Here is a 12,779-nt window from a genome sequence, read left to right as displayed (position 1 = left end):
AAAAATCCGTATTAAGCTATTACGCCGGCGGCTGCAAAGTTATGCTTGTTTTACCTGCTTTCCGCTGTTTGGCGTAAAGAGGCTTAAATCCAGATACCTGGCTCCGAGTGCAACGCAGGAAGGCCCCAGCACCAGAACGGCTGCCGCCACCGCGAGCAGGAGCAGCCAATCCGGGGTCATGCCGAAGCTGCTCTCAGCCGGAAACAGGAATTTGTCAATCAGCACACCCTGCATCACTGCGCACATCGAAAGCGGAAAGGTAAGTACAATGAGCAGCCGGGATTTCATCAGGGCGTAGACAATCTGCAGCAGGCAAAGCATGAACGTGAACACTGCTGCATAGGTGAGGAAAGCATAAGCCAGCCATTGCAAAGACAGCAGTGTACTTTCTGTATTGGCTCTCTCCGCGATCCATCCGGCTCCGAGACCGGCCGCTGCCGAGAGGATGAACACCGAGCTGATGCGCATGATTATCGTCCAGACCGCAGCGACTGACACTCCGAGCAGCTTGATGCGATCCATGGGGAAGCCCAGCCACCAGGGGAGCAGCTTTTGTTCAAAGCTGCTGCGGACCAGCATATAGAATGTGCCGAGGAGAGCAGGAAACATAAACAGCGGCTGCTGTAAGGCCAGCACAGACTGCAGATCCGCCGCAGCGATGAAGAACAGGGCGGCAATCACAAATGGCAGTACGAACTTTGTAATTCTAACCGTTCTAATACGCTCCCACCTGCTGAACCGGCTCTTCTCGAATCTGTAGAGCGTCAACAGCCGGGATGAAGAGCTGGACTGCTGCAGGAGCTCCTTGTTTCGTGGCGCGGCACGGCCGGGCTCCGGCCAAACGGAGTGCCTGGAGGCACCTGCGGGAGAAGCCAGTGCGCTTCGGGCAATATGCGGCAGCATGGCCCGGCACACCGGCCAACCGATCAGGACGAGGACTGCGGTATATCCGAGAGCCGCCTCCGTGGACAAATAGGGCGAATGGAGCACACTTAATGCAATTTCGTTATCATTTATTACAGACACCAGAACTATTGGGAACATCCAGAGCAGCTGGTAGGGCAAAAGGAACAGAAGCATCCACAATTTACGCGATGTCATCAGGCCGATCATCAGGCCGAGAACGACAAGCACGGGCAGCAGCGCAACCAGAAACACCACATATGCTAGCAGCATCAGACTGAACTCTCCGGCAGGAAGCGGCTGATAGCGGCCCGACATCACGGAAAGTCCATATACGGCTGCCGCCGCCGGAAGGACCAGCAGCGCTGCGTTGCGCAAATGCTTCAGCAGGCTCGCTGCCTGGGCCTGCAGCAAAGTAAGCCGCGGACAAGGAAAAGTGAGGAACCAGTCCCGGTAGAGCTGCGCCGGAAAAGACAACATATGCAGGGATGACACGGCAATGGCAAACGTCCACAGCAGCAGAATGGCTGATATAAAGGGTGCTCGCGGTGAAGTCTGCGAGGATGGTAGTAACCACCCGGCGAGCACAAGCAGCAGGAATAGCGCGGAGGGAACGGCAATGCGCAATGCATTACCGCGCCGGGCCAGGCTGAACCGGCTGTACTCCAGTGCCGTCAATGTCTTCAGCGCCGTCATGAGAACACCTCTCTGTAGCGGGATTCAACCGATTGGCCGGATTGGCGGAGGTCATCGACATTATCGACACTGCGGATTCGGCCGCCGCCGATCAGAATCAGCCGGTCGAAGAGCAGCTCCATCTCGCGGATGTCATGGGTCGCGACCAGTACGGTCCGCTTACCGTCGGCCAGCTCGCCGACTACGGCTGCGGCGATCCGTTCTCTGGAGAGTAGATCAACGCCGGTAAACGGCTCATCGAGGATGATCAGCGGCGCGGTCCGTGACAGGCAGGTCAGCAGCTGCAGACGGGCCTCTTCCCCGCGCGACATGGCAGAAATGCGGGCATCTGCCGCAACGGACAGCTCGCTGAGCAATTCCCGTGAACGGGCTTCGCTCCAGTCCGGATAGATGCCGGAGGCATAGAATAGCCATTCACTGACCGTAAGCCAGCCGGGCAGATTGCTGCGGTCCGGCAGCAGGGAGAGCTCCCCGAGCCGCTCCGGTCCGGCGGGCTTTCCGAAGAGGTGCACAGAACCGGAATCGCCGCGGGCCAGCCCCGAGATGATGCGCAGCAGCGAGGATTTGCCGGCACCGTTAGGTCCGAGCAGGCCCGTCAGGCTCCCGGTCGGAATCTGAAAGCTGATGCTGTCCAGAATCGCTTTCTGCTTGATGGTCAGGCTCAGATTAAGGCATTCTACTGCAAGCGGCGCCTGCTCCCGTTCAAGGAGCTTAAAATTCTCTGTCATACTGAATCCTCCTTATACATGTTCAGCATTTGTTCGGCGGTGAGTCCCAGGGAAGCGGCGGCCGATGTGAAGTCCCGCACGGCCTTGACGGCGATGGCCTTTCGCGCCTCTGCTAAGATAGCTTCGTCTCCGGTAACGAACGTTCCCTGGCCCCGGTACGTTACGATGAGTCCGGTCCGCTCCAGCTCCTGATAGGTGCGGGCCGCTGTGGTGGGATTGACGCCGCGTGCAGCCGCCAGCTCACGGACGGAGGGCAGACGCATGCCGAGCGGAATCGCCCCGCTGACAATCCGTCCGCGGATGGCCTCGACAAACTGCTCATAGATCGGCAGCGCCGGATTAATCTGAAAATGCTGTGGCAAGAGCTCCGCAGTGGGTTCCATAGGCTCCCCCTTGTTGAATATTGTTATAGTGTATGGATACGAACCATACAGTTGAGTATTGTATGGAGTGTACCACTACTCGCCATACAATACAAGCGAGAAATATCACTGGTGAAAATGTTTCTTTGTGAAATTGGCGGTTAACGTATATAATTTGAATGCTTATGGTTCAATTCAGTCTGGGAGATGAGATTACATGGCTTCAAGAATGAACAAGCCCGGGGAGTTCCGGCTTCTGAAGCTGTCCCCCCCGCGGATTCTTGTGCTGGGCTTCGCTGCCGTCATTCTGCTGGGCACCCTGCTGCTCATGCTTCCCGCCGCCAGCAGCTCGGGGGAACCGCTCGGGTTCATTGACGCATTGTTCACAGCCACCTCGGCGACTTGTGTAACCGGGCTGGTTGTTGTGGATACCGGCACCCATTTCACCACCCTGGGGCAGACAATCATCCTGCTTCTGATTCAGGTAGGCGGTCTGGGATTCATGACCATGGCCACGATGTTCGCCCTGATGTTTAAACGCCGGATATCGCTGCGGGACCGGCTGATTCTGCAGGAGGCCATGAATCAAAGCTCCATGGAAGGCATCGTGCGGCTGATCCGCCGGGTGATCTTCTATTCGCTCGCTATTGAGGCCGCCGGGGCGGCGCTGTTAACGCTGCGCTGGTCTATGGACATGCCTTTTGGGCGGGCGCTGTATTTCGGAATATTCCATGCCGTGTCGATGTTCAACAATGCCGGCTTTGATATTTTTGGTGATTACCGCAGTCTGACCGGTTACGTGGCCGATCCGGTGATTAATCTGGTGGTAATGCTGCTGATTGTCTTCGGCGGCATCGGATTTGTTGTGCTGTCTGATCTGGCGGAATTCCGCCGGAAGCGCAGATTGTCGCTCCATAGCAAGGTCGTCCTGTCTATGACCGGTGCGCTCATTTTGACCGGAGCATTGGTGATCTTCTTATTTGAATTCACCAATTCCCGCACGCTTGGGCCGCTGCAGCTCGGCGGCAAGCTCTGGGCTTCGTTCTTCCAGTCGGTGGCGCCGCGTACCGCCGGGCCCAATACGCTGGATATCGCCGGAATGCGTCAGGCGACCCAGTTCTTCATCGTGTTCCTGATGTTCGTCGGCGCTTCGCCCGGTTCAACCGGAGGAGGGATCAAGACGACAACTTTCACGCTGATGATCGGTGCGGTCATTGCCATGCTGCGCGGCCGGGAGGATATCGTCCTCTTCCGTTACCGGCTGGCCCAGGAGCGCGTCTTCAAGGCGCTGACGGTGACACTGCTCGCCGTACTGCTGATCGTCTCGGTGTCAATGGTGCTGTCCACCACGGAGAACCGGCCGTATCTGATGATTCTGTTCGAGGCCACTTCGGCGTTCGCCACCGTAGGCCTCAGTATGGGGCTGACGCCGGAGCTTACCGATGCCGGCAAAATCGTCATCAGCCTGACCATGTTCGCCGGGCGGCTGGGTCTCCTGACTCTGGCCTATGCGCTTGGACCGAAACAGGGTAAACCATTGTATAAGTATCCGGAAGGCAAAATCATCATAGGATAAGGGGTTAGAGGAGATATGAAACCACAGCAGTTTGTCGTCATCGGTCTCGGCCGGTTCGGGTCCAGCCTGGCGCTGGAGCTGATGGCTATGGGCTATGAGGTGCTCGGCATTGACCATCAGGAGGAACGGGTGGAGGAGATGACCGGGCAGCTGACGCACGCCGTAATGGCTGATGCGACAGACGAAGAGATTATGCGCTCGCTCGGTGTGCGCAATTTCGACTGCGGCATCGTCGCCATCGGCGACAATATGGAGCGCAGCATCCTGGCGGCGATTCTGCTGAAGGAGCTCGGCGTGAAGCAGGTGGTGGGCAAGGCAATATCTGTACTGCACGGGCGGGCACTCGCCAAGCTCGGCGTGGACCGGGTTATTTTTCCCGAACGGGATATGGGCATCCGTGTAGCGCATCAGCTGGTAACGCCCAATCTGCTCGATTATATCGAGATTTCCAAGGATTACAAGATTGTTGAGTTGACGGTTCCCTCCTGCATGAACGGCAAAAGCCTGTCCGAGCTGAATACACGGGCCAAGTACGGCTGCAGCATCATCGCACTGAACCGCGGGGACGGCATCATTGTGGCGCCAACAGCGCATGACCATGTGAACCAGGGGGATATTATGGTCGTCATCGGCTCCAATGAAAGCATCGATGATTTTGAAGAAGAGGCGCTGAACGTGGAGTAGGCAGCCCTCCGGCAATAGGACGGTTATCGCGAACAGCCCGGATTAGGATCCGGGTTTTTGCTGTTGGGGCGCAGCAGGTGCGACTTGAGGCTCTCGGGGCTTCAATTTTTTTGTGATTTGGTTGAATATTTTCCCTAAAACTATTTATGAAATGATTCTAGCAATGTTAAAATGACAGTAATCAAGTGACCCGGTAGACGGGATGCGATAAAGACAGAGCGCATTATGATTTATGTAAGCGTTTGTACAGCAGAAGAAGCTTATACTTAGAAAATTATCATTGCACAGACAAAAGGGGGATTTCAGCATGGCATTGCGTTTTGATTTTGGACCTGAGGGGGCTGCTGCGGCCGGATATACCAAGGTCTCCGCTGCGGACACCTATCCTTCGGGCAAAGGCTACGGATTTACCGACCCTTCGCGTGTAACCGGACATGTCCGGTCTGCGGAGCCGCTCACCGGCGATTTCGTCATCCCGTTCGATTCAGCTTTCCTGATCGATGTGGAGGACGGCAATTATATTGTATCGGTTACCATTGGAGATGAAGCCGCTCCTGCCTGCACGACACTGAAGACCAACGGCGAGCGGCTGGTCCTGCACAATTTCCGTACAGTAGCCGGACAGTATGCCCGCGAGCTGTTCGGTGTCAATGTGCGCGGGGGACAGCTGAAGCTCCGGTTCGGGGGAGTCGCTCCGCGGATCAACGCGCTGGAGGTTATACCGTCGAACGAACAGATTACACTTTTTCTGGCCGGAGATTCTACAGTAACGGATGTGGGGGATGAGAAAGGCTTCCCGTTCTCGGGCTGGGGCCAGATGCTGCAGTATTATTTCAAACATGATGTGGCAGTTGCCAATCATGCAGTGGGAGGGCGCAGCTCGAAGAGCTTCATCCAGGAAGGGCGTCTCGATGCCATTATGGAGGAGATTGCGGAAGGCGATTATCTGTTTATCCAATTCGGTCACAACGATCAGAAATGGGATGAAGCGCGCTACACCGATCCGTCCACGACTTATCCGGAGTATTTGCGCCAGTACATTGCCGTGGCGCGCTCGAAGAAAGCCACGCCCGTACTGGTTACCTCCATGCACCGGCGGTACTTCGATGAGGCGGGGAAGCTGAAGGATACGCATGGCGCCTATCTGGAGGCGGTAAGACAGCTGGCGGAGGAAGAAGGGGTTCCGCTCATTGACCTGGCCGCGAAGAGTAAAGCATTGTTTGAAGAGCTGGGTCCGGAAGGCACCAAATCGCTCTTTCTCTGGGGGGCGCCTGGGGAATGGCTGAATCAACCGGGAGGCTGTGCCGACAACACCCATTTTCAGGAGCGTGGCAGCCTGCGCATCGCTGAACTGGTGGTTCAGGGGATCCGGGAGCTGGGTCTGCAAAAGCTGATCATGTTTCTCCGGTAACGTCTTCCGCCTTCATTAATGTAAACGTTAACAATTAAATGCCGCCGTATGTAGCTGCGGGAAACTCCCGCCTATATGCACCTACTTACAGATAAAAAAGGGGGCAAATATGAAGAAAATACCGTTGATGCTGCAGCTGGCACTGTTTCTGTTCATGATCATGGCTGTTCCGGCAGCCTTTCTGACGTGGTACAGCGGGGAACAGATTGTGCAGAACTCAGAGGCGGCTATCGGAGAGACGACCCTGGCCGGACTGAACGCCAACCGCAAGCTGAACGAGAATGCCATGGCCAATCTGGCACAGGATACGTCCCGGCTGGCGGCGACGAAGATCTTTGACCGTATCCGCAGCTTCAAGACCTACGACGAGCTGAACTCCAATTACACCAATGTGAGCCGCGCACTGGCGGTGTTGAATGAAATGCGTAATCTGATCCGGCAGGTGGACGGCGTAGAATCCTTCTATTTCCATCAGGAGGATTCGGATTATGTAATTTCCACAGACGAAGGAATTACCACTCTGCAGCGGTACGAGCCAATCGACTGGACCGCAGAAGCGCTTAAGCAGCAGAAAGGAATCAGCGGCGTGTGGGTGCCCCGCAAGCTGGAGTCGGGCGTCAGTGTGGTTTCCTATGTGTATCCGTTGAACCGGCTGTCCTCGACTACGAACGGATTAATTGTCGTCAATGTGAAAGAGAGCCAGATCGGCAAATATCTGCATGCCACAGAGATCGGGGACAGCAACTATCTGCTGCTGGAGGCGGATGGCAATATTATTTCCTATAAAGACAAGTCGCGGCTGCTCACCGACGGCCTCAAGCTGCCTTATCTGCGCGAGGTGCAGGCCCAAGGTGCGAATGAGGGCTATATGTTCCGGGAGCTGGAGGGGAAGCGGACGATTTATGCGTGGAGCCGCTCCGCATTGTCCGGATGGTGGTATGTAACGCAGAGCTCCATGGATGAGCTGATGATCACCTCCCGCGATATGCAGCGGAATATCGTGCTGCTGACCGGCGCGATTATCCTGCTGGGAATGGTGATTGCCGTCTTTCTGGCGACATGGCTGTCCAGGCCGGTGCGGCAATTGGTCCGCACGATACGTATGAAGAGCGATTTGGGCGTGATGAACAAGAATGAGCTGGCCTTCCTGGATATGGCATTCAAGCGCCTGCAGGAAGAGGAAGAGAGTCTGTCGCAGCTGCTCAAGGAAAGCGAGCAGGATACCCGCAGTCTGGCCGTCCACCATCTGCTGCGCGGAGAGGTACCGGCGCGGATTGGCGAGATTTTTACGGAGACCTGTTACCGGGTGGCGGTGGTTTCCATCGACCAGTATAGAAACTATGTAGGCAAGACCAACCTTGAGACGCGTACCTATCACCGCTATTTGCTCGTGACGAAGTACGAAAGCCAATTCCCGGAGGGCATAACAGCGCGGAGCGTTTATCATTATGAGGGATGTTTCGCTATTGTGCTGAATTATAAGCCGGATAAGCAGGGGCAGCCGGGCGGCTTGATCCATGGGGCGCTGGAAGAGATCCGGGAACAAACCGCGGAATTGCTTGGACATTCGGTAACCATTGGCGTCAGTGACAGCACAGAGGCGCCCGAAATGGTCTCACAGCGCCTGTTCGAAGCGATGGAGGTCATCAAGCGGCGGATGATCGAGGGCGGCGGAAGCATTATGTACTGGAAGGATGAAGCGGAGAACAGCCGCAAATACATTGATTTCGAATGCAGCGAGCGGCGGATTCTGAATTTCCTGGACACCGGCAACCTGGACGGCATTTATAAAGAGCTGGAGGTCATCCGCAGCCAGATCCGCATGGAGGAGAACATCTCCTACGATAATATCATGTTCATTTACAATCAATTGATGGGTGTGACGATCAAGCACCTCCGCGAGAACCATATCGGAACCGGACGGATGATTATGGGCAGAGGCAATGTCTATACGATCATGGCAGGAATGGATACGCTTGACGAGCTGGAAGAATACCTGCTGGAATTCTTCGGTGAAATTGTGCAGAGCCTGGACAGCGGCAATACTCCTGGCGAGACCAACTACGGGGAACGGATCATTCATTATCTGAAGGAGCATTACCGTGAAGAAATTGTCTTCGAGGATATGGCCAAGGAGATTGGCATCAGCTACTCCTATATGCGCAAAATTGTATACGAGATGACGGGTAAGAGCATGATCGATTATTTGAATCAGGTGCGGATCGAGAAAGCGAAGCAGCTGCTGGTGGATAGCGACCTTACGATCAAGCAGATTGCAGCGGAAGTGGGCTACTACAATGTCCAAAGCTTCAACCGGTTCTTCCGCAAGTATGAAGGCATGCCGCCAAGCAGCTATAAATCGGTGAAGAACAGGACCTCCTAATTAAAAAGCAAGCTTAGTGCCGCTTTCATTCCATAAATGAAAGCGGTTTATTTTTGGGAATGCCTATCAGTTTTGATTATGCAGCGGCTGAAAAGGCCGGAACGGCCGGGTTTTAATCAAAATTGATGGGTGTCATCAATACTCATGATTTCCAAGAGCAGGCAAAGCGGATAGCATTGAAATCGAACCCGCCGACAGAAAAGGGAGCGGGCTAGAACACAGGCAGGGAGGTGAATATGTGAAACTTGCAAGCGCTTCAAAAACAAATGAAACCGCTTTATTGCAAGACAGGCACGGATTCCTCTATTATCTCCGGCGTGACTGGCAGCTTTACTTGTTGATCCTGCTGCCGTTATCTTTTGTAATCGTATTCAAATACTTGCCGATGACAGGCCTTGTGCTCGCTTTTAAGGATTACAAGATCGCCAGGGGCATCTGGGGCAGTGACTGGGTTGGATTTGAAGTGTTCCGGGAGATATTTGCCAAGCCTGACTTTGCCCGTGCCGTCCGCAACACGCTGCTGCTCAATATCCTGGATCTGCTCTTCAGCTTTACGATGCCGATTGTACTGGCGCTCCTGCTGAATGAAGTCAAGAACGTAATCTTCAAAAGGATCAACCAGACGCTCCTCTACTTGCCGCACTTTCTCTCCTGGGTCATTATCGGGGCGATTGCCTATCAGCTCCTGAGCGAAGGTAACGGCGTCATCAATAATTTAATCGTATTGATGGGCGGTGAACGCATTCCGTTCCTGCAGGAGGATACCAACTGGCTGATCAGCTATCTCGCTATCGGTGTGTGGGCGAGTATGGGCTGGGGAACGATTATTTATCTGGCAGCCATGAGCGGTATCAACCCGGAGCTCTATGAAGCGGCAACCGTAGATGGCGCAGGACGCTGGAGAAAAGTATGGAATATTACCCTGACCTCCATCCGTCCGACCATTGTGACCCTGCTCATTATGAACCTGGGCAAAGTGATGGATGGTTCGTTCGAACGGATTTACGTGCTGCAGAACAAGGCGACGACAGAGTTTACCACTACGATACCGGTCCTGGTATACCGCTGGGGGATCGAGAGCGGCAATTTCAGCCGGGCGACAGCGATCGGATTATTCCAGTCTGTCATCGGTATCATTCTTGTTATAGCGGCTGACCGCATAGCCAAGAAGCTCGGCGAGGACGGATTATTGTAGAAAGGAGAAGAACCATGAAAGCATTAGACGGCAATCCTGCCGTACCACGCAAAAGGCGTGTGGACCTCTGGGAACTGCTGATCCGCTTCGTTCTGATCATTGCTTCGCTGGTGTGTCTGTTGCCGTTTGTTCATGTCGTGGCCAAATCCTTCAGCGCGGATTCTTTTGTCATCGCCAATAAGGTATTTCTGTGGCCGCAAGGCTTCACCATTGAAGCGTACAAGAAAATATTCGCGGATGACAGCATTCTCCGGTCACTGTACATCACGATACTGGTAACCGTTCTCTTTACCATTCTGGGCATGATTCTGACGATTTGCGCCGCATATCCTCTGTCCAGGCCGCAGCTAAAGGGCCGGAAGACGATTACATTCATCTTTCTGTTCACGATGTATTTCAGCGGCGGGATTATTCCCGATTACATGAATATGAACAATCTGGGTCTGCTGGATACGCTATGGTCACTCATTCTGCCCTTGTCCTTCAGCGTCTTTAATTTCCTGATCATGAAGACGGCGCTGACAAGCAGTATTCCGATCAGTCTGGAAGAGTCGGCCCGCATCGACGGCGCCGGACATTTCCGGATTCTGACGAGCATCGTCCTGCCGCTGTCCAAACCGGTTATGGCGACGCTGGCACTCTTCTTCGCAGTCGGACGCTGGAATACGTATCAGGATTCCTTGTTCTATATCAAGCATGCCATTGAACTGCGGCCGCTGCAGCTGAAGCTTTATTACCTGGTCATCCAGGCGACCGAGAGCTTCCAACTCGAAGCAACTACAGTACAGTTAAGCAATCCCGAGGTGTTAAAGGCATCCGTTGTTGTATTTGCAACCCTTCCGATTCTGTGCGTCTATCCGTTTGTGCAGAAGTATTTTGTTCAAGGCACTTTGCTTGGAGCGGTCAAAGAGTAGTGCGCCACTTCAGGCTGGTCATTCTTAATGAAATCGAAAATGAAAAGTGGGGGAATTGCGATGAATAAAAAAAGATGGTACGGGTTAATGATGGCATCCGTTATGACGGCCGGCATGCTGGCCGGATGCTCCGGTAACAACAATAATAACGCGGGCTCCAGCGCCGATCCAACCAATGCACCGGCAGAAACAGCGGCTAACAACCAGGCTGATGAAGGCAAGTATCCGGATTATTCCCAGGGCTTCAAGGAGAAGGTGTCTCTCGACATTCCGGTCTATGAGCGGGCGTTCGAGGGCTGGAACGTAACGGATAACTATTACACCCGCTGGGTGCAGAAGGAATTCGGCGATAAATACAATATTGAAGTCAACTATATCCCGATTACCCGTTCCAGCGAAGTGCAGGATTACGAGCAATTGCTGGCTTCACACAAGGCTCCGGATATTATTTTCCACTACGATATGCCGCAAGCGCTTACCTACTATGGCGAGGACGTTATGCAGCCGCTGGATTGGGATGAAATTGCCAATTATGCTCCGACCTATTGGGGCAATATGAACGAGACGATCAAGCAATACGGCATTGTCGACGATCAGAACATCTTCTTCTTCGCGGCACGTCCGGAAGCCGACAACTTCGTCAACATCATCCGTAAAGACTGGGTGGAGAAGGTCGGCATGAAGCTCGAAGACCTGACCTCCCTGGAGAAGTACAATGAAATGCTGGCAAAATGGAAAGAAGCCGGTCTCGGTGTAGCCGGCGGCAGCCTGCTGCAGAATAACTATAACTACAGCTACGCTTTCCGCGATTGGCCGGTTGACCAGAAGTATCGCGCGCTCTACTCCGATCTTAGCGTTGCCGATCTGCCCTCCGCCGACACTGAGCGTTACCTGCGGAACCTGAACTACCAGTACAACAACGGTCTGGTCGACAAGGAATTCTATCTGCGTAATGATGATAACAAGGTCAAGGCCGAATTCGTTGCAGGCAAAACCGGCAACTACGGCTTCTATCTGACCAACAATACCGATGTATTCGCTGCTACTCTGGCGAACAATCCGGATGCCGAATTCGCCGTAATGCCTCCTTACGCCGGCGTTCCGGAAGGCCGCAAGCCGCAGGGCCGCGCTTACTGGCCATTTGGTTTCATCATGGGCATCAACTATGAATCCTCTGCTGAAGAACGCGCTGCTGTCTGGATGTATCTGGAATGGCTGAGCCAGCCGGAGAATCTGTTCAAATTCCAGAACGGGATCGAAGGAGAGAACTACACGCTTGACGCCGAAGGTATCGCTGTGAAGAACCCGGATTACAAAGGTGAATCCGTTCTGGCCCAGAACAACAACAAAGACTACTGGGGCCTTGTAACCGAAATCGCGCAGTATCCTGACGCCGAAAAGACACTCAAGGCCAACCTCCGCAACTGGTCGCCGGCCGGTTACGAGCATCTTGCCGAAGATCTGGTGAAGTACTACAACGAAACGGCTGAATTCCGCACTCCGGATGCCCTGTTCACTACCGTCCTGGAAACCGTGAATGAGTATAAAGCGGATCTGAACTCGCTGTTCCAGGATCTGTACGTGAAGATCGTGCTGGCTCCTGAAGCTGAATTCGACGCTACTTATGAAGCCGCCAAGAAGGATTATCTGGAAGCAGGCTTCCAGGAAATCCTTGATGAGAAGCAGAAACAGATCGACGCGGGCAATTTCCGCTAAGCTTTGCCGGTTGGCTGAGCAAGTGTACCGAAGATAAGAGAACATAGAACGGGACTGTCCTATAATCCAGGAAATGGATGAGTGGGGCAGTCCCGTTTTTTGGCGGGGATTATCGTTAGCTCAACAGCCCTTATATGATAACACCAAATATCTAAACGAAAAATGATCGGCAGTTCTTCCTGTAATGGAGACCGACCGATCATATAATTTC

The 12,779-nt window shown here is 53.9% G+C and carries 10 protein-coding genes; 7 read left to right on the top strand and 3 right to left on the bottom strand.

Annotation, left to right across the window (positions count from 1 at the left end):
* Positions 1-39: 39 nt before the first annotated feature.
* The 3 genes from F1379_RS09420 to F1379_RS09410 are packed head-to-tail and all read right to left on the bottom strand — an operon-like array spanning position 40 to position 2,710.
* Positions 40-1,599 (bottom strand): hypothetical protein, encoded by a 1,560-nt coding sequence (locus F1379_RS09420; protein WP_150268866.1) that lies wholly within the window; start codon positions 1,597-1,599, stop codon positions 40-42.
* Positions 1,596-2,327 carry an ABC transporter ATP-binding protein gene (locus F1379_RS09415; RefSeq protein ID WP_150268864.1) on the bottom strand — a complete coding sequence of 244 codons (732 nt, stop codon included), beginning with the start codon at positions 2,325-2,327 and terminating at the stop codon, positions 1,596-1,598. The genes F1379_RS09420 and F1379_RS09415 overlap by 4 nt, the downstream gene beginning before the upstream one ends.
* Entirely contained in the window at positions 2,324-2,710 is a 387-nt protein-coding gene (locus tag F1379_RS09410) for a GntR family transcriptional regulator (RefSeq protein WP_150268862.1), read from the bottom strand. The genes F1379_RS09415 and F1379_RS09410 overlap by 4 nt, the downstream gene beginning before the upstream one ends.
* Before the next feature lie 196 nt (positions 2,711-2,906).
* On the opposite strand from F1379_RS09410, the gene F1379_RS09405 reads away from it, so the two are divergent.
* The 7 genes from F1379_RS09405 (at position 2,907) to F1379_RS09375 (ending at position 12,568) form a co-directional block, all read left to right on the top strand.
* On the top strand, positions 2,907-4,265 hold the full coding sequence (locus F1379_RS09405; protein WP_150268860.1) for a TrkH family potassium uptake protein: 1,359 nt from the start codon (positions 2,907-2,909) through the stop codon (positions 4,263-4,265).
* A 15-nt stretch (positions 4,266-4,280) separates the two neighbouring features.
* Positions 4,281-4,949 (top strand): potassium channel family protein, encoded by a 669-nt coding sequence (locus F1379_RS09400; RefSeq protein ID WP_150268856.1) that lies wholly within the window; start codon positions 4,281-4,283, stop codon positions 4,947-4,949.
* A 307-nt stretch (positions 4,950-5,256) separates the two neighbouring features.
* Complete coding sequence (locus tag F1379_RS09395; RefSeq protein ID WP_150268854.1) at positions 5,257-6,360, top strand: rhamnogalacturonan acetylesterase; 1,104 nt, start codon at positions 5,257-5,259, stop codon at positions 6,358-6,360.
* A 109-nt stretch (positions 6,361-6,469) separates the two neighbouring features.
* Positions 6,470-8,743, top strand: coding sequence for an AraC family transcriptional regulator (locus F1379_RS09390; protein WP_150268852.1), 2,274 nt, complete (start codon positions 6,470-6,472; stop codon positions 8,741-8,743).
* Positions 8,744-8,981: 238 nt separating this feature from the next.
* Positions 8,982-9,938 (top strand): ABC transporter permease, encoded by a 957-nt coding sequence (locus F1379_RS09385; RefSeq protein WP_150268849.1) that lies wholly within the window; start codon positions 8,982-8,984, stop codon positions 9,936-9,938.
* Positions 9,939-9,952: 14 nt separating this feature from the next.
* A complete protein-coding gene (locus F1379_RS09380; protein WP_150268847.1) occupies positions 9,953-10,852 on the top strand; it encodes a carbohydrate ABC transporter permease in 900 nt (299 codons plus the stop codon).
* A gap of 60 nt (positions 10,853-10,912) precedes the next feature.
* Positions 10,913-12,568 carry a type 2 periplasmic-binding domain-containing protein gene (locus F1379_RS09375; RefSeq protein ID WP_150268845.1) on the top strand — a complete coding sequence of 552 codons (1,656 nt, stop codon included), beginning with the start codon at positions 10,913-10,915 and terminating at the stop codon, positions 12,566-12,568.
* Positions 12,569-12,779: the final 211 nt, after the last annotated feature.

Source organism: Paenibacillus tepidiphilus (assembly GCF_008635795.1).
GTDB lineage: Bacteria > Bacillota > Bacilli > Paenibacillales > Paenibacillaceae > Paenibacillus_AQ > Paenibacillus_AQ tepidiphilus.
This window is presented reverse-complemented; position numbering and strand designations above follow the sequence as displayed.

Coding starts and splice junctions, on each gene's coding strand:
- F1379_RS09420 (WP_150268866.1), bottom strand. CDS start 1,599: ATGACGGCGCTGAAGACATTGACGGCACTGGAGTACAGCCGGTTCAGC.
- F1379_RS09415 (WP_150268864.1), bottom strand. CDS start 2,327: ATGACAGAGAATTTTAAGCTCCTTGAACGGGAGCAGGCGCCGCTTGCA.
- F1379_RS09410 (WP_150268862.1), bottom strand. CDS start 2,710: ATGGAACCCACTGCGGAGCTCTTGCCACAGCATTTTCAGATTAATCCG.
- F1379_RS09405 (WP_150268860.1), top strand. CDS start 2,907: ATGGCTTCAAGAATGAACAAGCCCGGGGAGTTCCGGCTTCTGAAGCTG.
- F1379_RS09400 (WP_150268856.1), top strand. CDS start 4,281: ATGAAACCACAGCAGTTTGTCGTCATCGGTCTCGGCCGGTTCGGGTCC.
- F1379_RS09395 (WP_150268854.1), top strand. CDS start 5,257: ATGGCATTGCGTTTTGATTTTGGACCTGAGGGGGCTGCTGCGGCCGGA.
- F1379_RS09390 (WP_150268852.1), top strand. CDS start 6,470: ATGAAGAAAATACCGTTGATGCTGCAGCTGGCACTGTTTCTGTTCATG.
- F1379_RS09380 (WP_150268847.1), top strand. CDS start 9,953: ATGAAAGCATTAGACGGCAATCCTGCCGTACCACGCAAAAGGCGTGTG.
- F1379_RS09375 (WP_150268845.1), top strand. CDS start 10,913: ATGAATAAAAAAAGATGGTACGGGTTAATGATGGCATCCGTTATGACG.